Origin of the sequence: Actomonas aquatica (assembly GCF_019679435.2) — a bacterium.
Lineage (GTDB): Bacteria > Verrucomicrobiota > Verrucomicrobiia > Opitutales > Opitutaceae > Actomonas > Actomonas aquatica.
In genome coordinates this window covers 4,757,253-4,780,225 of record NZ_CP139781.1, presented here as the reverse complement: position 1 = coordinate 4,780,225, position 22,973 = coordinate 4,757,253, and the positions used below count along the sequence as shown (strand labels likewise).

22 protein-coding genes are annotated in these 22,973 nt (G+C 65.6%); 10 read left to right on the top strand and 12 right to left on the bottom strand.

Going from position 1 to position 22,973, the window contains the following annotated elements:
* Window positions 1-96 precede the first annotated feature (96 nt).
* Window positions 97-1,932 carry an oligoendopeptidase F gene (gene pepF, locus K1X11_RS18305; protein WP_221030605.1) on the bottom strand — a complete coding sequence of 612 codons (1,836 nt, stop codon included), beginning with the start codon at window positions 1,930-1,932 and terminating at the stop codon, window positions 97-99.
* A gap of 184 nt (window positions 1,933-2,116) precedes the next feature.
* On the bottom strand, window positions 2,117-2,305 hold the full coding sequence (locus K1X11_RS18300; RefSeq protein ID WP_221030604.1) for a hypothetical protein: 189 nt from the start codon (window positions 2,303-2,305) through the stop codon (window positions 2,117-2,119).
* A gap of 120 nt (window positions 2,306-2,425) precedes the next feature.
* Here K1X11_RS18300 and K1X11_RS18295 point away from each other — a divergent pair, with 120 nt between their 5' ends.
* Window positions 2,426-3,073: an HAD family hydrolase gene (locus tag K1X11_RS18295; RefSeq protein WP_221030603.1), complete on the top strand. Its 648-nt coding sequence runs from the start codon at window positions 2,426-2,428 to the stop codon at window positions 3,071-3,073.
* A 71-nt stretch (window positions 3,074-3,144) separates the two neighbouring features.
* Entirely contained in the window at window positions 3,145-3,888 is a 744-nt protein-coding gene (locus tag K1X11_RS18290) for a WecB/TagA/CpsF family glycosyltransferase (protein WP_221030602.1), read from the top strand.
* On the opposite strand, the gene K1X11_RS18285 is transcribed toward K1X11_RS18290, so the two are convergent.
* The 3 genes from K1X11_RS18285 to K1X11_RS18275 all read right to left on the bottom strand — a co-directional run bounded on the left by K1X11_RS18285 (window position 3,885) and on the right by K1X11_RS18275 (window position 6,042).
* On the bottom strand, window positions 3,885-4,454 hold the full coding sequence (locus tag K1X11_RS18285) for a hypothetical protein (RefSeq protein ID WP_221030601.1): 570 nt from the start codon (window positions 4,452-4,454) through the stop codon (window positions 3,885-3,887). The genes K1X11_RS18290 and K1X11_RS18285 overlap by 4 nt on opposite strands.
* A 32-nt stretch (window positions 4,455-4,486) precedes the next feature.
* Window positions 4,487-5,152: a 3'-5' exonuclease gene (locus tag K1X11_RS18280; RefSeq protein WP_221030600.1), complete on the bottom strand. Its 666-nt coding sequence runs from the start codon at window positions 5,150-5,152 to the stop codon at window positions 4,487-4,489.
* A gap of 77 nt (window positions 5,153-5,229) precedes the next feature.
* Window positions 5,230-6,042, bottom strand: coding sequence for an SDR family oxidoreductase (locus tag K1X11_RS18275; RefSeq protein ID WP_221030599.1), 813 nt, complete (start codon window positions 6,040-6,042; stop codon window positions 5,230-5,232).
* A gap of 293 nt (window positions 6,043-6,335) precedes the next feature.
* Between K1X11_RS18275 and K1X11_RS18270 the strand changes: the two genes are divergently transcribed.
* Genes K1X11_RS18270 through hisN form a run of 5 tightly spaced genes read left to right on the top strand, consistent with a single transcriptional unit; the run spans window position 6,336 to window position 12,827 of the window.
* Window positions 6,336-7,850, top strand: coding sequence for an OpgD/OpgG family glucan biosynthesis protein (locus K1X11_RS18270; RefSeq protein ID WP_221030598.1), 1,515 nt, complete (start codon window positions 6,336-6,338; stop codon window positions 7,848-7,850).
* Entirely contained in the window at window positions 7,847-8,482 is a 636-nt protein-coding gene (locus K1X11_RS18265) for a hypothetical protein (protein WP_221030597.1), read from the top strand. Before K1X11_RS18270 ends, K1X11_RS18265 begins: the two co-directional genes overlap by 4 nt.
* Window positions 8,479-10,674 carry a glucans biosynthesis glucosyltransferase MdoH gene (mdoH, locus tag K1X11_RS18260; protein ID WP_221030596.1) on the top strand — a complete coding sequence of 732 codons (2,196 nt, stop codon included), beginning with the start codon at window positions 8,479-8,481 and terminating at the stop codon, window positions 10,672-10,674. Before K1X11_RS18265 ends, mdoH begins: the two co-directional genes overlap by 4 nt.
* On the top strand, window positions 10,671-11,996 hold the full coding sequence (locus tag K1X11_RS18255) for a DUF2254 domain-containing protein (RefSeq protein WP_221030595.1): 1,326 nt from the start codon (window positions 10,671-10,673) through the stop codon (window positions 11,994-11,996). Before mdoH ends, K1X11_RS18255 begins: the two co-directional genes overlap by 4 nt.
* Before the next feature lie 21 nt (window positions 11,997-12,017).
* The gene (gene hisN / locus K1X11_RS18250; RefSeq protein ID WP_324726021.1) at window positions 12,018-12,827 is read left to right on the top strand and encodes a histidinol-phosphatase; all 810 of its coding nucleotides are present in this window, start codon (window positions 12,018-12,020) and stop codon (window positions 12,825-12,827) included.
* Here the strand turns inward: hisN and K1X11_RS18245 are convergent.
* Both K1X11_RS18245 and K1X11_RS18240 read right to left on the bottom strand, forming a co-directional pair.
* Window positions 12,818-14,083, bottom strand: coding sequence for an MFS transporter (locus K1X11_RS18245; protein WP_221030594.1), 1,266 nt, complete (start codon window positions 14,081-14,083; stop codon window positions 12,818-12,820). The two genes, hisN and K1X11_RS18245, sit on opposite strands and share 10 nt — an antisense overlap.
* Before the next feature lie 2 nt (window positions 14,084-14,085).
* The gene (locus tag K1X11_RS18240; RefSeq protein ID WP_221030593.1) at window positions 14,086-14,715 is read right to left on the bottom strand and encodes a TetR/AcrR family transcriptional regulator; all 630 of its coding nucleotides are present in this window, start codon (window positions 14,713-14,715) and stop codon (window positions 14,086-14,088) included.
* A gap of 122 nt (window positions 14,716-14,837) precedes the next feature.
* Here K1X11_RS18240 and K1X11_RS18235 point away from each other — a divergent pair, with 122 nt between their 5' ends.
* Window positions 14,838-15,848 carry a cupin domain-containing protein gene (locus tag K1X11_RS18235; RefSeq protein ID WP_221030592.1) on the top strand — a complete coding sequence of 337 codons (1,011 nt, stop codon included), beginning with the start codon at window positions 14,838-14,840 and terminating at the stop codon, window positions 15,846-15,848.
* 22 nt (window positions 15,849-15,870) lie between these two features.
* Here the strand turns inward: K1X11_RS18235 and K1X11_RS18230 are convergent, their stop codons facing one another.
* Window positions 15,871-16,308 (bottom strand): hypothetical protein, encoded by a 438-nt coding sequence (locus K1X11_RS18230; protein WP_221030591.1) that lies wholly within the window; start codon window positions 16,306-16,308, stop codon window positions 15,871-15,873.
* 115 nt (window positions 16,309-16,423) lie between these two features.
* Here K1X11_RS18230 and K1X11_RS18225 point away from each other — a divergent pair, with 115 nt between their 5' ends.
* Window positions 16,424-18,004: a pyridoxal-phosphate dependent enzyme gene (locus K1X11_RS18225; protein WP_221030590.1), complete on the top strand. Its 1,581-nt coding sequence runs from the start codon at window positions 16,424-16,426 to the stop codon at window positions 18,002-18,004.
* Window positions 18,004-19,650 (top strand): peptide ABC transporter substrate-binding protein, encoded by a 1,647-nt coding sequence (locus K1X11_RS18220; RefSeq protein ID WP_221030589.1) that lies wholly within the window; start codon window positions 18,004-18,006, stop codon window positions 19,648-19,650. The genes K1X11_RS18225 and K1X11_RS18220 overlap by 1 nt, the downstream gene beginning before the upstream one ends.
* Window positions 19,651-19,726: 76 nt before the next feature.
* Here the strand turns inward: K1X11_RS18220 and K1X11_RS18215 are convergent, their stop codons facing one another.
* The 4 genes from K1X11_RS18215 to K1X11_RS18200 form a co-directional block, all read right to left on the bottom strand.
* Window positions 19,727-19,909 (bottom strand): YqaE/Pmp3 family membrane protein, encoded by a 183-nt coding sequence (locus K1X11_RS18215; protein ID WP_221030588.1) that lies wholly within the window; start codon window positions 19,907-19,909, stop codon window positions 19,727-19,729.
* Window positions 19,910-19,957: 48 nt separating this feature from the next.
* On the bottom strand, window positions 19,958-20,596 hold the full coding sequence (locus K1X11_RS18210; RefSeq protein ID WP_221030587.1) for a gamma-glutamylcyclotransferase family protein: 639 nt from the start codon (window positions 20,594-20,596) through the stop codon (window positions 19,958-19,960).
* Between the two features lie 25 nt (window positions 20,597-20,621).
* A complete protein-coding gene (locus K1X11_RS18205; RefSeq protein ID WP_221030586.1) occupies window positions 20,622-21,302 on the bottom strand; it encodes a hypothetical protein in 681 nt (226 codons plus the stop codon).
* Window positions 21,303-21,441: 139 nt separating this feature from the next.
* Window positions 21,442-22,851: an MFS transporter gene (locus K1X11_RS18200; RefSeq protein ID WP_221030585.1), complete on the bottom strand. Its 1,410-nt coding sequence runs from the start codon at window positions 22,849-22,851 to the stop codon at window positions 21,442-21,444.
* Window positions 22,852-22,973 lie beyond the last annotated feature (122 nt).

Here is a 22,973-nt window from a genome sequence, read left to right as displayed (position 1 = left end):
CAAAACAGCCGCTCACCGAGCCCGGTTCACCAACAAAAAAGCCTCCCCATCGGGAGGCTTTTGACGTTCTTGGCGGTTGAAAAAACCCGCCGGGCGTCAGCTCGAGCTCTGAATGCGTTCGGCTTCGACTTCGAGGCGGTCCACCAGATCGGACATCTGGTCGACCACCGCTTGGATGGTCGCCGGATCCGACAGGTCGACCCCCGCCTTGCGCAGCTGCTCCATCGGGTGGTCGTTGCCGCCGCTGCGCAGCAGGTCGAGGTAACGCTCCGTCGCCGCCGCTTTTTCTTCGGCGGTGCCGGTCGTCATCGCCTTGTAAACCTGCGCCGACGAGGCGAAGCAGGTCGCGTATTGGTAAACATAATACGGCGAGTTGAAGAAGTGCGGGATGCGCGTCCACGTGTAGCGGTAGAGTTCATCCTTGGCCACCGCATCGCCATAGTAGTCCTCAAGCAGACCCATATAGATTTCCGATAGGCTGTCCGGCGTGATCGGCTGCCCTTGCTCCACCTTCTGGTGCGCCTGCCACTCGTAGTCGGCAAACATCACCTGGGTGTAGAAGGTGCCCACGATGTCATCGATCGCCTGTTGTAGGAGGAGGAAACGCTCCTTCGGGTCCTCCGTGCGGCTGAGCAACAACTCGAGAAGGAACCGTTCATTGGTGGTCGAAGCAACCTCGGCCACAAAGATGGTGTAGCTGGCCGTCGCGAAAGGCTGGGTTTCGTAAGCCAGCTCCGTGTGCATCGAATGCCCCATCTCATGCGCGAAGGTGAACACGGCATCCATCGTGTCGTTGTAGTTCATCAGCATGTAGGGCCCCACCCCATACACGCCGGCACTGTAGGCGCCGCTGCGCTTGCCTTCGTTTTCATAAACGTCGAGGCGACGGTTGTTGAGCAGGGCCGCCATTTTCTGCTGATAGGCTTCACCGAGCGGCGCGACCGACTCGAGCACCGTGTCCTTCACGTCGTCGTAGGGATACACGCGGTCGTCCTCCAGGAGCGGCAGCGAGCCGTCGTAGAGGTGGTAGCTGTCGAGCCCGAGCATCTTGGCCCGGATCTTCACGTAACGCTGCAACGGCTCCGTGCCGCCGCGCACGGTTTCGACCAGGGTTTTGTAGACGTCGACCGGCACGTTGTTGCCGTCGAGTGCGGCCTCCAAGGTCGAGCTGTAGTTGCGCGCCTGCGCGCCAAACCAATCCCGTTGCAGGCTCGCATTGTAAATCGCCGCGTAAGTGTTCCTGTTGGCCGCATAGGTTTCGTAGTGGCCCTCAAATGCCGCCTGACGATCGGCCTGATTGCGCGCGGTGTTCAGCGTCCGCGAGTAACCGCCATAGGACAGTTTCACCTTCTCGCCGGTGGAGAGTTCGACCTCCGGGAAATCGATATCCGAAGTGCTCAGCTCCTGATAGATCGTGCGCGGCGTGCCCGAGAACTGCGAGGAGTAGGACATCAGACGCTCACCGTCCGCATCGAGCGTGTGCTCAGCCTGGCGGAACGCTTCCTCGATCGGGAAACGATATGGCGCCAGCTTCGGCTCGGAGTTGAGCCACTCGCCCACCGTGCCGTAGCCGACCTCGAGCAACTCCGGCGTGAACCACGACGCGGCCGTGCCGAGCTTGGCAAACAAGGCCGTCACGCGCTGGAAGCGCCCCGAAATCTCGGTGTTGCGCGTGTCCACGTCACGCTGCAGCTGCGGATAGCGGTAGAGTTTAAACTGCAACCGACCGATGTCGTCGGACAACTCCGAGGCCCGCACCAACGCCTCCGGCCCACTCGCCAGCGTGCCCTGCAACGCCGCATAGTCGTCGATGAGGCCGTCCAACACCGCCATGTCCGCCTCCCACGCTTCCCAGTTCGGATAGATCTGAGAAAAGTCCCATTTGTAGTCCTCCGCGATCTCGTCGCGGTTCATGGTATCGGGTTTAGCCATAAGCGAGGGGTTAAACAACAAGGTCGTCACACCTGCCATACAGGCGACCTTCCAGCGCGGAGAGATGAATTGCATTGCTCATCCCCAGCTAATCCCGTGCCCGCGGCAAGCCAAGTGCAGGGGCAAACCGGTCTGTCCATCGCTTTGCGACATGCCCCTCCCGCCGCCAGTTTAGCCGACCGGCCTAACCTTTCGCGTCGCTCTTCGCCTGCTCTCGTCGACCTCGCGCCGAGACATGGCCGCGGATCCGGCTGTTCAGCCCCGTTTGTTCGATCTTTTGCTGCTTGATCTGTGCCTTCTGATTCTCGCTCGGACGCTTAACCGCGGCGGCTTCAGGGTTGGGGCTGGAGGAGTTGGGCTGTGCTTTGGACATGGGGATTTCTCCGGTTGAGGGTTCGATGGCACGGACCGGGCGCCTTCCGGCTGGTTCCCGCTCGCCCGCCAAATCCGCCCTGCTGCTTGCGCTCTGCATCTGCCCGCGCATCCCTCTGCCATGGCATTGCCTTCTGCATTGGTGCTCGATTTCGACGGCCTCATCCTCGACACGGAAACCGCCCTCATCGACGCGTGGTCCGCGGTTCATCAGGAACAGGGCTGCGCCTTCGATCGCGCCCGCGGCGCCGGCATCATCGGCCACGTCGGCATTGTATTCGATCCGTGGGAAGGCATCCCCCCCGCCGTCGACCGCGACCACCTGCAGGATCGTTTTGTAATCCTGAAAGACCGCATCATTTCCGACCAACCCATCCTGCCCGGCGTGGTCGCCCTGCTCGATCACGCCCACGCCGAGGGCATCCCGCTGGCCGTCGCCTCCAACTCGCCGCACGACCACGTCGATCGTCACCTGCAACGCCTCGGCCTCTTCGAACGGTTTGCCACCGTGGTCTGCCGCGAGGACGTGCCGCACGGCAAACCCGCCCCCGACGTCTACTTGGAGGCCTGCCGCCGCCTCACTGCCGATCCCGCCGCCGCCATCGCTTTCGAAGACTCCGTGCCCGGTCACCACGCCGCCCACGCCGCGGGCCTGCGGGTGGTCGTCATCCCCAACCCCTGCACCGTCGACCACACCTTCACTCACGCCGCCCGCCGCCTCGACACGCTCGCCGACGTCCCCCCGGCCGCATTGCTGACTTCGCTATAGTTAAAGTCAGCCTTCGCGCCGGCCTATTTCAGCTTTTCAGCCTTTCCGCTTTCAGCGTTTGTAGACGTCGTTTGCTTCCTCCTCGCTACAATGTCCTCGGCGTCGGCGTGCACGCCCTCGACCTCGCTCGCGCCACCCGGCTGGTGATCGAAACATCGGCGACCCCGCGCTCCGGCTACGTGTGTGTTGCCGACGCGCGCAGCATCATCGAAACCCGCGACGACCCGGCGCTGCGGGAGATCTTCAACCAAGCCTTCCTCGTCACCACCGATGGCATGCCACTCGTCTGGCGAGGCCCGCCCGGCACCCAACGCGTTTACGGTCCCGACTTGCTTCTCGCCGTCTGTGACGCCGGCCGCGCCAGTGGACTCCGCCACTATTTCTACGGCGGAGCACCCGGAGTTGCGACCGACCTCGCCGCCAAACTTTCCCAACGCTTCCCCGGCCTCGCGGTCGCCGGCACCCACACTCCGCCCTATCGTGAGCTCACCGCCGAGGAGGAAAATGTCCTCATCGCCGACATCGCCACGGCGCGTCCACACGTCGTCTGGGTCGGCATCAGCACGCCGAAACAGGAACGCTTCATGGCCCGCCTCGCGCCGCGCCTCGAAGCAGGCCTGCTCATCGGCGTCGGCGCCGCCTTTGACTTTCACAGCGGCCGCATTGCCCAAGCCCCTCGCTGGATCCAGCGCATTGGCTTTGAGTGGCTTTACCGCATCTGCCGCGAACCGGGCCGCCTCGGTCCGCGCTACCTCCGCACCCACCCGCGCTTTTTTTGGCTCATGCTACGAGAGCTCCTCACCGGGCGAAGCTAACCGAACACCTTCGCCAACATCCGTTCCACCGAACGGCGCACCCCCGGCGATAGCGGCTGCAGATACGGTCGTTGCGTGAGGACTTTCACCTCGCCCTCCAGGTCCGGATATTTGGCCAGCATCTGCAGGATGAACCGGATCGCGAACCACCGCAGCGCCGGCTTTTTGCGCACGTCCTCCCAGAACGCCACCGTATGGTTGAACAAGGTGCCCTCCTGCTCGTCGTTCAAATCCATGCGCGTAAGGATGCGCAGAATCTCCCGTTGATGCCCGTCGGCTCGCTCCGGCAAAGCCGCCAACAAGCCATCGATCGCCGGCCGCACCCGCGCATCATTGTCCTCCATGCGAGTATTGATCAACCACGCCGCCCGCCACGCATACGGCTGCCGATCCGTCGGGGCCAACATGATCGCCTCCGCCAGCGCCGCCGGGTGCGCATCCATGAAAGCCATCATGTCCTCCTTGTAGCCCTCCAACATCGCTCGCTCCAAACCACTCTGCGGCGCGGGCACGCCCTTGCGCTTCAACTCAGCTGCCGACAGTTCCGGTTTAGCGCGCTTCCCCATAATCAGCTTTCAGCCTTCAGCGTTTCAGCTTTTTAAAACAGGTCGCCCTGCGTCATCGCCTCCCGCTTGTCCGGATCAAGCGTGCTCATGGTGAGCAGCCACGGTAACGACTGCGCCGCCACTTCCGGTTCCGTGGCCAGATGTCGCAGCAACAGCGCCCCCGCCAGCGCATCATAGAGCGCCGCATGGTAACGTCGCCGATCCAGCGGACACAGCTCCAACGCGACCCGGTCCAACTCGTTCTGCAACCGCATCCGCCCCACCAATTCCTCCAGTCGCGCCGACTCCAACCCGAGGTAAAGTTGCGGATACAAACGCCCCGTATCGATCCATGGTCCCCACTCCGTGGATACAGCCCCCGGGCGCACCCAATCCGGCGCCTGCCGCGCGTAGGGCCACACGCTTTTCAGCATCGTGTTCTCCGCGTTCGCAAAGTGCGCGGCCAGCGGTCCGCTCTCCCGCAGACTCGCGAAACGTTCAAACTCCTCCGTAAACGGCGCCTCCTCCGCCACCGCCATCGGCTCGATGCCGTGCACCGCCACGTCCTCCGGCCGCACTCGGCCGGTCGCCCGACACAGCCGCGTTGCCGTATCCACAATCTCACCACCGCGCAACGTCACCACCCCGTATTCGAGGATGCCGCACGTCGCCCCGCCTTCGAAATCGATGAAGTGTATGGTCTGCGCCGGCCAGGACATCACCGACCAGCGAAACCCGGTTCCGCCCCGCAGCACAAGCCCGCAGCTGTCAGGTCGCGATTTACTCCGCCTCAGCCTTAGCCTTGGAACAGCGACTGCGCGCCGTCGATGAACAGCTCCGTGCCCGTCGTATGACTGGACGCGTCGCTGGCCAGAAACCACACCGCCTCGGCCACCTGCCCCGCCGTGCCCGGCTCTTCACCCGTCAGCGGGATCTTGCCGTCGGGAAACTCTACCGGCAGGCGCATGCGGGTCGGATCGTGCCGCTCGGTATTGTCGTCGATCTCCGAGTGAATCGCACCCGGACAGATCGTGTTCACCCGGATCCCGTCGCGCGCCAACTCCACCGCCAGCATCCGTGCCATCGCGACCTGCCCGGCCTTGGATGAGGCGTATGCCGTCGCGCCGGTGTTGGAAAACATCCGCGTGCCGTTGACCGACGCCGTGATGATGATCGACCCACCACGCCCGCCGCGCCGGATGAGCGGCACCGCCGCCTTCAAGGTGCGAAACGTGCCGGTGAGATTGATATCAATCGTCTTCGCAAAGTCGTCCTCCTCCAACGCGTCGATGCCATTCCACACGCCATTGATCCCGGCGTTGGCAAACACGATGTCGAGCCGCCCCCAGCGCGACTCCAACGCCGCCACCGCATCGCGCAGCGACGCCATGTCGGTCACATCGGCCGTCAAGACCATCGCTTCTCCCACCGTTTCGGCGCTGCCGTTAATCTCCTCCGCCACCTCTTCCAGCTCCTCCTCCGTGCGACCGAGCAGGCCAACATTGGCCCCAGCATGCGCCAACAATTTGGCCGTGGCACGGCCCAGGCCGGAGCCGGCACCGGTGACGAGAGCGACGTGCTGAAGGGGGGAATCGGACGGGATTTTCATGAGCAAAAGCAGCGATGGTTCAGATCGGCCAAAAAAAGTTTCGCAGACCGGTTCCGTTCTCGCGCAACGGCCATGCCAAGGCGCCGGATCCACCCCCGATCCCCCCGCGTTACCCGGGAAAATCATCCAACCGCCTCACGCTCCGCGCCACGGCGCTCGTGCATTTTGCCACGCCACAAAACCGAGTCTCATGCATTTCGCCCACCTAAGCAAAACGCCCTCTCACCGTCCTCCCGATGCATTCGTTTTATACCGGGAACCGATGCTCAAACTGCCCGCTCCATGCAGCGCGTATGTCCCGCTTCACTTCCTTTTTGCTGCTCTCGATGCTCGCCACCGCACCGGCGTCCTTCACATGGGGAGCCGGCGTCGAACGACTCACGGTCGACTTTGACTACGTGAAATCGCTGGCCGCCGAACGCGCGGCCAACGACTACAAACCGCCCGAGGCGCCGCGCCTTCCGCGCAAACTGCGCGATCTCGACTACAACGACTATCGGGAGATCGAGTTTCGCGCCGACGCTTCCCTCTGGGGCGGCGAACAGGCCCTGCCTTTCCAACTCCGCTTCTACCATCGCGGCGGCGCGAACAGCCAACGCGTGCTCCTCCACGAGACCAGTGCCACCCACGTGCAGGAGATTCCTTTCCGCGAGGAGTTCTTCAACTACCGCGCCCTCGAAGATCCCGGCCGCATGCGCTCCGATTCCGGCTACGCCGGCTTCCGCGTGCACTACGCGTTGAACCGCCCCGAGGCCATGGACGAACTCGTGTCCTTCCTCGGCTCGAGTTACTTCCGCGCCCTCGCCCCCGGCAACATCTACGGCCTCTCCGCCCGCGGACTCGCGCTCGACGCCGCCCTGCCCGGCCGCGCCGAAGAGTTTCCCGATTTCGTTTCCTTCTGGATTCGCAAACCCACTGCCGACGCCGAGTCGCTCGAATGGTTCGCCCTGCTCGACAGCCCGAGCGTTGCCGGCGCCTACGCCTTCACCATCGATCCCGGCCACGAAACCGTCATGACCGTGCGCGTCGCCCTCTACTGGCGCAACGCCGTCGCCGATCCCGGCTGGGCGCCCCTCACCAGCATGTTCTGGTTTGGCGAAAACTCCGACCGCCCCGCCAACACCCTGCGCCCCGAGGTGCACGACTCCGACGGCCTCTGGATCGAAACCGCCGACGCCGGTCGCCAATGGCAACCGCTCCAACGCGTCGCCCACGCCCGCATCACCGACATCCCCACCAGCTCCCTCCGCGGCTTCGGTCTCATCCAACGCGACCGCGCCTTCGCCAACTATCAGGATCTCGAAGCCGGTTACCATCGTCGCCCGTCCGCCTGGGTCGAACCCCTCGAGGATTGGGGTCCCGGCCAGCTGCGCCTCAGCGAGCTGCCCACCGACAGTGAGTATCACGACAACGTCGTCGCCTACTGGCGTCCCGACCAACCCGTCGCCGCCGGCGATGAGTCCCACTTTTCCTACCGTCTCATCTGGGGCGACCAACCGCCGCCCGCCTCCCTCGCTCAGGTCACCGCCACCCGCCATGGCCACGACGGCGAGGGTCGGCCGATGTGGTGGGTCGATTTCGCCGGCGAAAACCTCGCCCAGCTCGCGCCGTCCGACTTCGGCGCCGACCTCCAAATCGGCGGCGACGCCGAGGTCGTGCACCAAGCCCTCGAAGCCCTGCCCGACGGCGCCGGCTGGCGCGTCATCATCGTGACCAACGCACGCCCGACGGCCGGTCTCACCTGCACCCTGCGCCAAGGCCCCGACGCCATCAGCGAAACCTGGCGCCTGCCCACTTCCTCGTCATGAACGCCACCGCTCCATCCGCCGTCGCTACCGCCGCTCCGCCCGCACCCGCGCCCGCCGCGCCGACGCCTGCCCCCGTGTCCGTCCCACCGGCGCGCTCCGTCGACGATTGGGAAGAGGCCTTCGCCCGCGTGGAGAGTTACCTGCGCGCCCATCGCCTCGAACGCCGTTCGCGCCTCACCGAACTCACCGCCGTGCTCGTCGGTCGCGCCCAGCGTTGCATCTGCCCGCACGAGACGCCCGTCGCCGCCGCCATGCAGGTGGCCGACCACCACATCAACGACTGGATCGAGCGCGTGGTCGGCTCCTCCGCCAGCGAATCCGATCTCGCCCGCGGCCGCGCCCGCCTCGCCCTCGAGATCGCCGACGTCCCCGAGCGCTGGCCCGACGCGTTTCTCGACTCCGGCCCCATCCCCGAGGACCTCCAACAGGCGATGCGCGCCGCCTACCTTTCCGCCGGTCCCGAACTGAAATTTTCCAACATGGCCCCGCGGCCGATCGACCTCGGCCCGGTCGCCAATCTCGCCGGTCAAACCTGGGACAAGGTCCGCCGCGCCCCGCGCCTGCGCACCCTCCTCTACTGGTCTGCCATCGCCGCCGCCGCCGTCCTCCTCTGGCACCTCTTCCGCCCATGAGCTCCTCCCGTTCCGCTCCTTCCGTGCAAGACCTCAGCCGCGGCCAGGCCCGTTGGCTGCGCTGGCGTGTCGGCATGGCCACCGCCGCTTTCGTGCTGCCCGCCAGTCTGCTCATGTTCGACCTCCACTGGCGCCTCGGTTTCGACGCCTGGAAGATCGCCCACTTCATCCTCTTTGTCGTGCTCTTCAGCCTCGTCGCTTTCGGTTCCAGCCAGGCCCTCGTCGGCTTCTGGCAACGCCGCCGCTACGGCGCGGCCGACCCCTTGCGCGTGCTCAACACGCTCCCACCCGACGCCGACCAAACGCCGCTGCCGCCCAACGCCTCGACCGCCATCGTCATGCCGATCTGCAACGAGGACCCCGAGCGGGTGTTCCTCGGCCTGCGCGCCATCTACGAATCGATCGCCGAGGCCGGTGAGCTCGACCGCTTCGAGTTTTTTATCCTCAGCGATTCCTCCGATCCCAACCGCTGGGTCGAGGAGGAGGCCCTGTGGGTGCGCCTCACCAAGGAGCTCGATGCCCGCGGCCGGATTTTCTACCGCAAGCGCCGCGTCAACACCAACAAGAAGGCCGGCAACATGGCCGACTTCTGCCGCCGCTGGGGCTCGCGCCATCAATACATGGTCGTGCTCGACGCCGACAGCATCATGGCCGGCTCCACCATCGTGACCCTCGTGCGCCTGATGGAAGCCAACCCGCGCACCGGCATCATCCAAACCATCCCGCGCCTCGTGCGCGGCGAAACCCTCTTTGCCCGCCTGCAACAGTTTGCCAGCCGCCTTTACGGCAGCGTCTTCGCCGCCGGCCTCAACACCTGGCAACTCGGCAACGGCAACTACTGGGGCCACAACGCCATCATTCGCACCGCCCCGTTCATCGAGCACTGCTCGCTGCCCGATCTGCCCGGCAACGAACCCTTCGGCGGTCGCATCCTGTCGCACGATTACGTCGAGGCCGCCCTCATGCGCCGCGGCGGTTGGGCCGTCTGGCTCGCGACCGATCTCGCCGGCAGTTACGAGGAGGGCCCGGCCAACCTCATCGACTACGCCAAACGCGATCGTCGCTGGCTGCAGGGCAACCTCCAACACGCCTGGCTCGTCGCCGCGCGCGGTCTCCACGGCGCCAACCGCCTCCACCTGCTGCTCGGCATCATGGCCTTTCTCGCCTCGCCGCTGTGGCTCGCGTTCCTCGTGCTCTCCACCGTCATCGCCTTCCGCCAACAGGCCACCGGCCTCAGCGTGCTGCCCGGCGCTTCGGTTTTCCCCACCTGGAATCTGACCTTCGCCACGCAAGGCATCCTGCTCTTCGCCGGCACCATGGGTCTGCTCTTCCTGCCCAAACTCCTCGCGCTGCTCGACCTGCGCCGCCACCCCGACGAGTGGCGCGCCTTCGGCGGCGGCGCTCGGCTGCTCGGCGGCGTCGTGCTGGAAACCATCGCCTTCACGCTCATCGCACCGGTGCTCATGCTCTTCCACAGCAAATTCATCGCCAAGGTTCTCGGCGGACAGGGCGTGCAATGGATCGCCCAACGCCGCGGTCAGGACGGCGAACCGGAATGGCGCGAGGTAATCCTCACCCACGTCGCCCACACCGGCATCGGCATCGCCTGGTTTGTCGTGGCGTGGTGGATACAACCCGCCCTCGCCTGGTGGTTGTCGCCGGTGCTCGCCGGACTCGTTTTCTCCATCCCGGTCTCGCTCATCACCGGCAAGGTCGAACTCGGCCGCCGCATCCGCGCCCGCGGTTGGTTTGTCGTGCCCGAGGAAACCGCGCCACCGCGCGTGCTCACCCGCGTCGACACCATGGTGGCGCAGCAGGCGGAAACCATCGCGCCGCCCCACCCGGAACTGGCGGAAAACTTCGGCCTGCTGCAGGCCGTGCTCGACCCCTACGTCAACGCCGTGCACCTGTCCCTGCTCCGCGCGGGCAAGGTCACCCCGGCCCACGCCGACGCCCGTTTTGCGCCACTGCGCGAACGCCTCTTGCACGAGGGACCCGACGCGCTCTCTGCCGTCGAAAAACGTTCCCTCCTGCAGCATGCCGATTCCGTGCTCGCGCTGCACCGTGAGCTCTGGTCCTGCACCGAAGCGGAACTCGCCCCGTGGTGGCGCCTTGCCGTGCGCCAATACAACCTCCTGCCGCCGCCCCCGGTCTCCTCGCTCCGACGCGGTTTTGCGGCCGCCGCCGCATGAGGACCCGTTGGCACAACCTGCTCGAGCGCCTGCGCGCCACCCTCTGGGTGCTCCCCGCCCTGCTCGCCTGTGGCGCCGCCGCCCTGGCCGAGATCGCGATCTGGGTGGATGACCACTTCGGCTCGGCCTTGGAAAACCTGCCGGTGCTTTACCCCGGCGGCATCGAGGGTGGTCGACAGGTGCTCACGACGCTCGCCGGTTCGATGGTGTCGCTCACCACCATCAGCTTTTCGGTCATGATGGTGGTGCTCACGCTGGCCTCCAACCAGTTCGGCCCACGCGTGCTGCGCAACTTCACCGCCGACCGATTTTACCAGATCGTGCTCGGCGTCTTCGTCTCGACCTTCGCCTACTGCCTGCTGGTGCTCGGCCACCTCTCCGCCGACGAATCGACCGGCGCGCCCGTGCCGCGTCTCACCATCAGCCTCGCGCTCGTGCTCGCCCTCGGCAGCCTCGCCACCCTCATCGCCTTCATCCACCACGTGGCCCGCTCAGTTCAGGCATCGTATATCGTGCTGCGCGCCCACCACGAAACCTGCCGCACCATCGCCGCCATGTTTCCCGAGGAACTCGGTGACGAGCCGCCGTCCGACGTCGATGATCGCGTCGCCGACTACGCCGATCGTGAGCCCCACTTCACCATTCATGCCGACCGCGCCGGTTACGTGCAGGCCCTGAATGTCGAAGACCTGCTGGAGTTCGCCGCCGCCCACGACCTCGTCATCGAACTCACCGTCAAACCCGGCCAGTTCATCACCCGCGACACCGAACTCGCCCGCCTCCACGGCGATTCCTTGCCCAACGACCTCGACGAAAAACAACTGTGCGCCACCGGCCGCAGTTGGGTGCTGCTCGGCGCCGAACGCACCGGCGAGCAGGACTGCCAATACGGCGTGCGCCAGCTTACCGAAATCGGCGTGCGTTGCCTCTCGCCCGGTATCAACGATCCGGTGACAGCCGTCGCCTGCATCGACTACCTCACCGAAAACCTCATCTCCCTCGCCCGCCGCGCCTTCCCCTCGCGCTGCCGGGTCGACGAAGACAATCAGCTCCGCGCCATCGTGCGTCGCGATGATTTCGCCGACATCGCCGATGCCGCCTTTGACAACCTGCGCCACTACGGCCGCGAGCATCCCGAAGTCGCCTGTCGCCTCGCCGATTCCCTGCGCATCCTCGCCCCTCACCTGCGTCGCCCCGCCGATCGCGCCTGGGCCGAACGCACCCTCGCGGCGTTGCGCCTCGAGATCGATCAACTCACCGCCGAGCGCGACCGCCAGGCCTTCGCCACCGCCTGCGACCAAGCCCACGCCGCCCTCGCCTGAATCGCGCTTGGCGATTATTGAGTGTATTTCACCCGCCACGTGGTGTGTAAAACCCGCGTGTCACCGGACCTCACCGCCTTCCGCCCTTTCATCGCCGAACTCGCCCGCGCCAGCGCCGACTTCATCGCGCCCTATTTTGGCAACCCGTCGACCGCCGTCGATTTTAAGGCCGACGATTCGCCCGTCACCGCCGCCGACCGTGGTGCCGAAGCCGTCATGCGTGAGCTCATCACCAAACGCTTCCCCGACCACGGCATCATCGGTGAAGAGCACGGCAACCTGAACCCCGACGCCGAGTTTGTCTGGGTGCTCGATCCCATCGACGGCACCAAATCCTTCATCACCGGCGTGCCGCTCTGGACCACCCTCATCGGCCTGCTCCATCACGGCCAACCCGTGCTCGGCGCGATCCATCAGCCCAACCTCGGTCAGCTGGTCATCGGCGACAACCACACCACCACGCTCAACGACCGGCCCGTCACCACCCGCGACACCACCACGCTCGACACCGCCACCTTCGTCACCAGCGACCACCGCAACCTCGCCCGCTACCAGGACGGCCCCGCCACCGATCGCCTCATCGATGCCTGCCGCCTCTACCGCACCTGGGCCGACGGCTATGGCTACCTCCTGCTCGCCACCGGCTTCGTCGACATCTCAGCCGACCCCATCATGAACCCCTGGGACATTGCCGCCCTCGTCCCCGTCGTGCGCGGCGCCGGCGGCATCATCACCGACTGGACCGGCAACGCCCCCTACCCCGCCGAGTCCATCCTCGCCGCCGCCACCCCCGAACTCCACGCCGCGGCAATGGCGACGCTTCAGGTCTGATCGGCCTGCACCATGCGGTCGATGCGGCGCATGAGGAAGATCGTCACCAGCATCGCCAAACAGACCACCCAGCCGAGCAGACCGTAACGATCGATCGGCCCCGTCGGGGTCTGCACCACGATCCAACCGGCCACCATCGCCGAGAGACCGCCCGACAGTTGCTGCACCGCCGAGTTGACGCTCATGAACGCGCCACGTTCGCGCGCGTCCGGCACCGCCGACACGAGCGTCTGCGCCGCCACCATGCGTCCCGTGATACCGGCAAACATCACCACATTCAGCCCGATCACCGCGATCAGCGGCGTGGGACCGAGGTGGGTGTAGATCGCCGTGATCAGCATCGAGATCGCTGAGCCAATGACAAAGATCCGAAACTTGCCGTGCCGGTCCGCCATCCGCCCCGCCATCGGCCCAAAGAAGATCGTCGCGATGCCCGTCACCAAATACACCATCGGCAGGTGGTCCAAATCGATGCCGAGGTTGTTAACCGCAAAGGCACTGCCAAAGGGCATCAGCATGAATCCGCCCGAAGCCAACAACGTTGTCGCCGTGAATCCCCGCACGTAACGCGCCCGCGACACCGTGCGCCACAACCGCCGCCATCCGGGCTCGCTGTCCTGCAAAGCCAGATGCCCGTCGATCGGCCGCAGCCCCCACGCCACCACCCCGATCACCGGCAGACTCAATATCACGATCAAAAAGAACGGTGAATGCCAGCCGTAGTGCGTGGCCAAATACACGCCAAACGGCAGCCCGAGCACCTGACTCGCCGCAAAGGCCATGCCGACCAAACCCATCACCCGTCCGCGACGTTCCAACGGAAACAGGTCGGTGATGATCGCGAAACTGATCGATCCCATCACCCCGCCGAACAACCCCGTGACCATCCGCGCCAGCAGCAGCTCGGTGTAGTCATGGGCGAAGCCGCACAACAAGGTGCCCAGAATGAACCCGGCATAAAACACCAGCAGCAGTCGCTTGCGGTCAAAACGGTCAGCAAAGGTCGCCGCCAGGATGCCGGAGAAACCCGCGCTGAAGGCATACACCGACACCACCCGCCCAAACTGAGCCGTCGTGATGGAGAGCTTATCCAACAGGATCGCGCTCAGCGGCGACAGCACCATGAAGTCGAGCACGATGGTAAAATGCGCCACCGCCAGCAGCACCATCACCAGCAGCTCGTAGCGGGTGAACTTGGTCGAGGTCGGCGCCGACGGTGCATTAGCCGCGGCCACGGAATCAGAGGAAGTGGACATGATCAGAAATCTCCTTTGCCTGCCCCGTCGTTCGAAACCGCCGGCGGCGTGAGCGCCCGCAAGACGGCCGCCAGACTTTGCTCAAAGTGCGTCTCCGTGAAACGGAACGGCCGACGCATAAAACCCGCTTTGTTGAGATGAAACTTCAGCAACTGGTAAAGCGGCGCAAACGCCAGCGACCAGAACACCTCCGGTTCCATCGGCTGCAGTTCACCTCGCGCCACCGCACCATGCAGAAAGGGCCGCATCACCTCGCGGAAAGCCGACTGCTGCCGATCCATCACCGCGCTCTCAAAACGCGAGAAACGCAACGCCTCCAAAAACTGCAGCTCGTGCGGATGCGCCAAGATGTAGCGGGAGCGATTGTGCCACTGCACGCGCAAGCCCTCCGCCAAACTCATCTCCGGCTCAAACCCTGCCAGACTCGCCTCCACCAAGCGCCGCATCGACGCCACCCCCACCTGCTCAATCAGGTCCTCCCGGTCTTTGAAATAGATGTAGAGCGTCGCCGCCGACACCCCCGCCGCCTTGGCCAACTTGTGCATGCTCAGGCCGTCGAATCCATGCTCCGCCACCAATCGCACCGTTTCGGCGTGAATGACTTCGATCTTGGCTTCGTCGCGCGGTCTCATGCGTTTAATAAACGAACGTTTGTTCTCTTTTCGCAAGCGCCTGCCTGCAACATTTTCGTTCCGCCCGCCCAAACCGTTGCATCCCGCGTCCTTCCGGCCCTGGCTGCGACCTGCTTAACCCCATGAAACGCGTCACGCTTGCCGATCTCCCCTGGGACCACTGGGTCTCGCCCGCCGCCACCTTTGAAGGTTTTGGCCAACAGGTTTCCTGTGCCCTCGGCGCCGCCGACGAAGCCCCCGCCCACCTCGGTGGTCACCCCTTCGACCTCGAGCACGGCAAACTCCCGCCCGGCAAATCCGGCTGCCCCTTCCACACCCACGGCGCCCAGTGGGAGCTCTTTGTCATTCTCTCCGGCGAGGGCACCGTGCGGCATGGCGCCCAACGCACCGCCGTGCGCGCCGGCCACGTCATCCTGCACCCGCCCGGCGAAGCCCATCAATTGATCAATACCGGCGCCACCGATCTCACCTACTTCCTCGTCGCCGATAATCCTCCCACCGAGTGGTGCTATTACCCGGACTCCGACAAATGGGGCATCGCCAACCTAGGCACCTTCACCCGCGAACTCACCGGCTACTACGTCGGCGAAGAGGAAGGCGCGCCCACCGAGCCGACCCGCCGCCCGCCGCCGCCGGTTGCCCCCGAGCCGCCGCTCACCCGCATCCTCCACCTCGACGACATCCCCTGGCAGGAACGCACCTCGCCGCAGGGCAAATTCGGCGCCGCCGTCCGGCTCGTTTCGATGGCGCTGGGCTGCCCGCCCAACCAAAACGCCAATCACGGCGGCCACCCCTTCGACCTCACCTACATTCGCGTCCCCGCCGGCAAAGCCATCTGCCCCTACCATCAGCACTCCCGGCAATCCGAGATGTTCATCGTGCTGGAGGGCCGCGCCACCATCCGCACCGCCGACGGCTCCACCGACGTGCCCGCCGGCGACATCGTTTTCCATCCGCCGGGCACCGCCCACCAAACCAGCAACACCAGCGACGACGACCTCCTGCTCCTCGTCATCGCCAACAACCCCAGCGGCGACACCTTCTATTACCCCGATTCCGACAAACACGGCGCCCGCGCCCTCGGAAAGTTCTACCGCATCACCGAGGTAAACTACTTCGACGGCGAAGAATAACCCCCGCCCCGGCCGAGCCCGCTCAAGTCAGCCACCACGCCGCGATCAGCAACCCGCCGATCAAGGCACACGCCACCAGGTTGCCGTCGATGCCGCGCCACGCCGGCACGCCCCCGGGATCACTCAGCGTGCCGCCAAACCGTCTGCGCAAAACCAGCGCGCCCCAAAAGCCGACGTTAAAACAGCCGCCCAACACGATCGCCAGGCGCAGCCGCCCCACCGCGTCGCCGCTTCCGTCCGTTGACCACGTCAGCCACAGGGCCACCAGCCCGACGCCGAGCTGCCCGAGCGTCGACCACATGAGATGATACCGCGCGTGCCCCGACCACGCGGGATGCAGCAGGTGCGTGCGGTTCATGTCCACGATCAGCGGGCCCACCGCATAGGCCAGCGTCGCGAGCGTCACCAAAACCCGCGGCAGCAGTAACGTCGTCTCCGGTCCCATCGCGGCCAAATTCATGCGCCCAACCTGACCCACGATCGCCGCAGTCTCAACCCCGCCTCGCCCACGCTCGCCCCTTTCGCCACACTTTCACATTCCCCCCGGCGCCGCACCGGCCACAGTGTTGCCCGACATGTCCGCCGACTCTTCCGCCGAACTTCCGCTCGATCGCCAGCTGCGCCAAGGCATCCTGCTCGCCCGCGAGCGGGTGTATCACTACGGCCAGGCCACGCCCCTAGAGCGTCTGATCCTGCCCGGCAATGAGCCCGGCCCCGAGGTCTGGGTGAAACGCGAAGACCTGTCGCCGATCAACGCCTACAAGTGGCGCGGCGCCGCCAACCGCATGGCCCTGCTCACCGCCGCCGAACGCGACCGCGGGGTCGTCGCCGCCTCCGCCGGCAACCACGCCCAGGGCGTCGCTCTCGCCGCCAAAGCCCTCTCCGTCCGCGCCCGCATCCACATGCCGCGCTCCACTCCGCGCGTGAAACAGGACGCCGTGCGCCAACACGGCGGCGACTGGATCACCATCGTGCTCTCCGGCGACAGCTACGACGAAGCCTACGAGGCCGCCCGCGCCGAAGCCGACGCCACCGGCGCCGTCTACATCCACGCCTACGACGACCTTCAGGTCATGGCCGGCCAGGGCACCATGGCCGACGAGGTGGTCATGTCCGGCCACGGTCCCTTCGACACCGCCTTCCTCCAAATCGGCGGCGGAGGCCTCGCCGCCGCGGCCGCCGCCTGGTGGCAGACCTTCTGGCCCGACATGGATCTCGTGGGCGTTGAAGCCGACGGTCAGGCGTCCATGCAGGCCGCTCTCGCTGCCGGTCAACCCGTCACCCTCGCCAACGTCGACATCTTCTGCGACGGCACCGCCGTGCGCCGCGCCGGCACCCTGCCCTTCGCCATCTGCCGCGACACCCTCTCCCGCGTCGAAACCGTCACCAACGCCGAGGTCGGCAACGCCATTCGTGTGCTCTGGGAAACCCTGCGCTGCGTCGCCGAACCTTCGGGTGCCCTCGGCCTCGCCGCCGTGCTCAAACACCGCACCGCCCTCGCCGGTCAACGCGTGCTCATCGTCATCACCGGCGCCAACATCGACTTCCGCCAGATCGGCCTCGTTGCCCAGACCCAGAGCCTCACCCCCCGCGCCAGCCAGACCCTGCGTATCCGTTTACCGGAGACACGCGGCTCCATGCTCGGTCTGCTCGGCGGTTGTTTCGCCGGGCTCAACATCGCCGATTTCCAATACGGCAAAAACCACGCCGAGATCGCCTGGCCGATCTTCACCGTCACCGCCGACGACCCCGCCGCCCTCGCCACGTTGCCCGCCCGCCTCGATGCGCAGGGCTACGAATGGGAGTCCCTCGATCAGCCCGACGACGTGCAGTTCCGCGCCATCCCGCTGCACGGCGACCTGCTGCACCAGCCTGCGTTCTTCCGTCTCGATTTCTACGAGCGCTCCGGCGCCCTGCTCGACTTTCTGCACGCCCGCGTGCGCGACCTGGCGAGCTTCTGCTACTTCAACTACCGCCAATCCGGCGAACGCATCGGCCGCGCGCTCATCGGGTTCGATTTCGACAGTGCCACCGAGCGCGACGCCTTCATCGCCGCCATGCCCACTCAGGGCCCCGGCTTCCGCACCTGCCGCCCGGTGGATCCCTCCACCCTCGCCCGCCTCACGGGCTCCAACCTACCGCCCCCATCCGCCTGATGCCGCTCCCCCGCCTGCGCCTGTTCGTCCTGCTTACCCTCGTCGCCGGCGCCGTTCTCGCCTCCGGCTGCGGTCGCCGTGAATCGATCGCCGAGGCCGCCATCGCCACCCAGACCCTGCACGTCGCCAGCACCGGCGAACCGAGCGAACTGGATCCGGCCATCATCAACGCGCCGCCCGATTTCAAAATCGTGCCCATGCTGTTCGAGGGTCTGCTCATCGCCGATCCCACCACCCTCGAGGCCCGCCCCGGCGTGGCCGCGCGTTGGGACGTCTCCGCCGATGGCCTCACCTACACCTTTCATCTGCGCCCCGACGCCCGCTGGTCGAATGGCGACCCCGTCACCGCCGCCGACTTCCTCTTCAGTTGGCAACGTGTGCTCTCCCCGGCGCTCGGCTCCCAATACACCTTCCTCTTCGACAACGTGGTGGGCGCGAGCGATTTCGCGGCTGGTCGCAGCAATGACTTTACCACCGTCGGTTTCGGTGCCCCCGATGCCTCCACCGTAACCATCACCCTGAACCAGCCGACCCCCTACTTTCCGGTCATCGTCGCCAACAACCCGGTGTGGGCCCCCGTGCATCGGGCCACCGTCGAGTCCGTCGGCTCCGCCACCGCCCGCGGCACCGGCTGGACCAAACCCGGCACCATGGTGACCAACGGCCCCTTCCACCTCACCGAGTGGCGCCCTAACGACGTCATCCGCCTCGAAAAATCGCCCAACTACTGGGACGCCTCCCACGTCCGCCTCAACGCGGTGGTTTACCACGCCTACGACAACCTCGAGAGCGCCGAGCGCGCTTTTCGCGCCGGCCAACTCCATCGCACCGAGCGCGTGCCGCCGTCGCGCCTCCCCGTTTATCGCGAACAAGGCGAGGCCAGCCTGCTCCGCGAAGTGCCTTCGCTCATCGCACGGTTTGTGAACCTCAATACCCGCCATCCGCCGCTCGACGATCCGCGTGTGCGCCGTGCACTGGCGCTCGCTCTCGACCGTGAAGCCATCACCGCCCGCGTCTATTTTGACGACGCCACGCCGGCTCACCGGGTGGTGCCGACCAGCCTGACCGGCTATCCGACCACCGCCGATTTCTCCGACGATTTGGCCGCAGCCCGCGCCGAACTCGCCGCCGCGGGCTACCCGAATGGCGACGGTTTTCCCGTGCTCGAACTCAGCACCGAATCCGGCGGCACCCGCATGCTGGCCGAGATCTTGCAGGCCCAGTGGAAAGACGGCCTCGGCATCCAAGTGGAGATTCTGGTGAGCGAGAGCCGCGTGCATTGGAGCCGCCTGCAACACGGCGAATACACGGTGGCCGCCGGCGGTTGGGTGGCCGACTACGCCGATGCCACGGCCTTCCTCGACCTGTGGCGGACGGACTCCGGATGGAACTTCACCGGATGGTCCGATCCCGCCTACGACGCCGCCCTCGATCACGCGGCCACGCTGCGCGATCCCGCCGACCGCGCCGCCGCCCTGCGGGAAGCCGAGCATCTGCTCATGCAGGCGATGCCCATCGTGCCGCTGGCCAATCAAAACGTCAGCTACCTCCGCCACCCGGCCGTGCGCGGACTGCAAGAAAACCCCATGGACCGCGCCGACTACCGCACGGTCTGGCTGGAGGCACCGGCGGCCGACAGTCCCTGACAAGTAGCTGCGCTTGAGCCGAAGGCGAAAGCGTGGCCCAAGCGTGACCGCAACGGCGCCTCTGCCCGACTCCGCTCTAAGCCGTCGCCGAGGACGAGCTGCTGCTATTGTTGCACACCAGAATGGCGTGGATCGCGCCCGGCAGCCACATGATGAGGGTGAGCAACAGGTTGATGACGAAGTCGCCGCCAATGCCGCGCTTAATCGCGACGGCTACCGGCGGGAGGACGATACAGAGGAGGATGGTGAGCACGTTCATGCCCGGCATAAACCCGCCTTGGCGGCAGCGGTGCCCGGATCGTGCAAATTACCCGTCGCCCGTCTTGCGCTCGCGTTTCACCTTGTCGTAGCCAAACGGGTCTTCGCCCGCCTTGAGTTGGTCGGCGAACACCAGCTCCTGCGGCACCGCTTCGGTGCTCGCGGCGAACGCCGTCTGATAATCCTGCGACATCGCCGCCAGTGCCCGGTTCACGCCGTCGAGGTAGGTCTGCCGCAGGCCCATCTCCGCCAGCGTAGTGTAAGTTTTAATACAGTGCGCCGCCTGCCCGGAATAGGCATACACCGGCGTGCCGGACGGCACGTCCAGCCCCGCCAGATCGGCCGCCACATCCACCCGGTCGTAAACGCTCTCCCGTCGATCCATGCTGGCGAGGTCACTACGCCGCACGACCATCACCACGCCGTTCATCCGCGCGCCGGCCTGCCGCACGATGTTGAGATACAGGATCTTCTCCGGCCAGAGCTCGCCCTCTGTCGTCTCCGCGTAGAAGGCGCGGTTGGGCATCGAGACATTCCAGCGCCGCGTCCACCCCACCAGCTCGACCTCGTGGAGCGGCCCCTCATACGGCCGCCCCAAGGACTTCGCGATGCTCTCGCGCAGGAGCAACGAGCCGAAGCCAAACATCGCCACCTCGTCGGGCCCCGCTGCCAGCCGCGCGCCACTCATCGGATCGAATCCAACAGCTCAGACGTCATACCCCGCCATCGTGCAGCTTCACCCCGTCCCGGTTGAAGCGAAAACGTAGCGCCAACACGTCGTCCTGTTCGGCTTGCTTCATCTCGGCCGAATAAATCGCCGAGCCCACCATGGTCACCGCCACCGGCTTCTCTTCAACGCCGCCTCCCACGCTGCGGCGATGCACCGCGGTGACTTGCGTGACGACGGCCTCCACATCGGCCACCGACGAAAAGTCCACCACCAGCGACAAGTCCTGGCCGTGATATTGGGCCGTGGTCGCATACTCCCAATCCTTCTCGTCCTGCAGGCCGTTCACCAGCACTCCCAGCGCCGCCAATCGGTCGGTCTTTTCCTTGCTGGAAAAGCTGGAGAACCCGGTCATCTGCGAACGATGCGGCCGGATATCCGCCGCCCCGGAAACACACGGCAAAATCTGGTAGGCATCGGACGCTCCCGACGAGCTGATGAGGATCGGCCGCATGTCGACGTGGTAGTTGCACAGCGCCCCATTGAGCATCCAAGCCTCATCAAAGACCTCCTCCGGCTCCGCCTCCTTCGTCTGCATCTTGCGGGTGTAAAAGGGCGGATGACCATGCGACTTGAAGCGCAGCCGCACCACCTTGATGAGCGTGAATTTCGAATACCGCCGCCGGAAGCGGTAGCGAAACAGGCGCACGCCAGAGATGATCAACACGGGAATCGCGGCCCAAACCCAGCCCGTGGAAAGCTCTTTTAACAACTCGTTCAACATCGGGAAAACGCCGCACCGTGCACACCATCCCGACCGGTGGCGAGGCCCGATTCCGTGCCCGCCGCGCCCGGATTCGCCGCGCTCAATACTCGCTGCGCTTGCCCGGACCGCGCGGCGTGAACAGCGACTGCGAGATGAAGCCCAGACCGAGCGCCGCCCCCAGCGTGCGCGCATTACGCAGCGCACCGAGCACGTGATTGACCGGCGCCGAACGCGGTTCCTCCACCTTGCGCAGTAGAATCAAAACTCCGATCGCGAAGAACGGCATGGTCGCGAAAAAGGCATGGTAGGTGCGCAGGTCCGACCACCCCTGCGCCATCACCCACTCGAGCAATTGCCCCGTAAGGATCGGCGCGATCGCCGTGCCCACCGAACCCGCCGCGATGTTCAGGCCCACCGCGAGCGCTTTGCACTCCGGCGGCACCAGCTTCATGAGCAGGTTGAGCTGACCGATCACGATGCCCGCATTCACCGCGCCCGTGAACGCCCACACCACGTAGAGCAGCCACTGGCTTTCCTTGGTCACAAACATCCACGGCAATCCAATCAACGCCCACAGCGCCACCGCGTTGAACAACACCGGCCGGGCACCGTAGCGGTCGAGCAGATGACCCCACGCCGGCAGCGCCAGCGCGCCGAAGAGCAATGACAACGCCAGCGGCAGACTCGCCACGCCTGCGTTGTCGGTGAGCACCGTCAGCATGAATACCGGCTGAAACGCGCCGAAGCCGTTCAGCACCGCCATCCAAGCCGCCACAAACACCACCGAGCGCAGGTAACGTTTGTTTTGCCGCAGGTCGTTCCACTGCTTCAGCCACGACACGCGCTCCGGTGCGACCGGATCGCCCGCGGCCTGCGTGCGCGCCGCCACCACCGCCGAGATGGCCCGCGTCCAACACGCGAAAAGGATCAACCCGGCCAGCACATCGAGCGATGGATTCATCAGCGCCCAACCCGCCAGCAGGAGAAAGATGAAGTTGGACGCCTGCGCCAACCGGTTACGCCGGGCGAAGTATTTACCCCGCACCCGTGCCGGCACCCACGCCTGCATGTAAGCCGTCCACGCCACGCCCATCACCGCCGCCACCATACCGGCCGCGCCCACAAAACCCACCGAGAGCGGCACCGCATGCGCCATCGCCCACTCCGGCGCGATCAGCAGTGTGCTCGCGAAACCCGACCAGCAGGCAATGTGCAACCAGATCGCCCAGATGAACACCGAGCGCATCGCAAACCACCGCCCCAGCACCGGGGTGATGAAGAGCTGCAGCATGTTGCACCAAAACGGCAGCGACACGACCAGACCGTAGGCTCCCGGGTCGAGCTTGAGCCCCTGCGCCAACAAAGCCGCCAACACGAGGTTGGCCGGCTGACCCGTGTAGACCAAGGGCATCGCCAGCACCGCCTCGAAGGAACTCATCTTGAGGCTACGCCGAATCACCGCGCGTTTCCGCACCGGATGATCCACCGGCAGATCGAACAGAGAACTCATGATGGTGTTGGGTTTAAAACCACAGATGGACACGGATGGCTTCGCCTACCGGCTACGCACCTGCACGGATCCAGAATTTATCTCTACAGCCGAACGTTAGTGAGGCCATCCGTGTCCACTTG

Excerpts from the sequence above, each read along its gene's own strand:
- K1X11_RS18300 (WP_221030604.1), bottom strand. The coding sequence starts at position 2,305 with ATGTCCAAAGCACAGCCCAACTCCTCCAGCCCCAACCCTGAAGCCGCC.
- K1X11_RS18230 (WP_221030591.1), bottom strand. The coding sequence starts at position 16,308 with ATGAATTTGGCCGCGATGGGACCGGAGACGACGTTACTGCTGCCGCGG.
- K1X11_RS18235 (WP_221030592.1), top strand. The coding sequence starts at position 14,838 with ATGAAACGCGTCACGCTTGCCGATCTCCCCTGGGACCACTGGGTCTCG.
- K1X11_RS18285 (WP_221030601.1), bottom strand. The coding sequence starts at position 4,454 with ATGGGGAAGCGCGCTAAACCGGAACTGTCGGCAGCTGAGTTGAAGCGC.
- K1X11_RS18245 (WP_221030594.1), bottom strand. The coding sequence starts at position 14,083 with ATGTCCACTTCCTCTGATTCCGTGGCCGCGGCTAATGCACCGTCGGCG.
- K1X11_RS18270 (WP_221030598.1), top strand. The coding sequence starts at position 6,336 with ATGTCCCGCTTCACTTCCTTTTTGCTGCTCTCGATGCTCGCCACCGCA.
- K1X11_RS18275 (WP_221030599.1), bottom strand. The coding sequence starts at position 6,042 with ATGAAAATCCCGTCCGATTCCCCCCTTCAGCACGTCGCTCTCGTCACC.
- mdoH (WP_221030596.1), top strand. The coding sequence starts at position 8,479 with ATGAGCTCCTCCCGTTCCGCTCCTTCCGTGCAAGACCTCAGCCGCGGC.
- K1X11_RS18215 (WP_221030588.1), bottom strand. The coding sequence starts at position 19,909 with ATGAACGTGCTCACCATCCTCCTCTGTATCGTCCTCCCGCCGGTAGCC.
- K1X11_RS18240 (WP_221030593.1), bottom strand. The coding sequence starts at position 14,715 with ATGAGACCGCGCGACGAAGCCAAGATCGAAGTCATTCACGCCGAAACG.
- K1X11_RS18295 (WP_221030603.1), top strand. The coding sequence starts at position 2,426 with ATGGCATTGCCTTCTGCATTGGTGCTCGATTTCGACGGCCTCATCCTC.
- K1X11_RS18280 (WP_221030600.1), bottom strand. The coding sequence starts at position 5,152 with ATGTCCTGGCCGGCGCAGACCATACACTTCATCGATTTCGAAGGCGGG.
- K1X11_RS18265 (WP_221030597.1), top strand. The coding sequence starts at position 7,847 with ATGAACGCCACCGCTCCATCCGCCGTCGCTACCGCCGCTCCGCCCGCA.
- K1X11_RS18200 (WP_221030585.1), bottom strand. The coding sequence starts at position 22,851 with ATGAGTTCTCTGTTCGATCTGCCGGTGGATCATCCGGTGCGGAAACGC.
- K1X11_RS18210 (WP_221030587.1), bottom strand. The coding sequence starts at position 20,596 with ATGAGTGGCGCGCGGCTGGCAGCGGGGCCCGACGAGGTGGCGATGTTT.
- K1X11_RS18255 (WP_221030595.1), top strand. The coding sequence starts at position 10,671 with ATGAGGACCCGTTGGCACAACCTGCTCGAGCGCCTGCGCGCCACCCTC.
- pepF (WP_221030605.1), bottom strand. The coding sequence starts at position 1,932 with ATGGCTAAACCCGATACCATGAACCGCGACGAGATCGCGGAGGACTAC.
- K1X11_RS18225 (WP_221030590.1), top strand. The coding sequence starts at position 16,424 with ATGTCCGCCGACTCTTCCGCCGAACTTCCGCTCGATCGCCAGCTGCGC.
- K1X11_RS18220 (WP_221030589.1), top strand. The coding sequence starts at position 18,004 with ATGCCGCTCCCCCGCCTGCGCCTGTTCGTCCTGCTTACCCTCGTCGCC.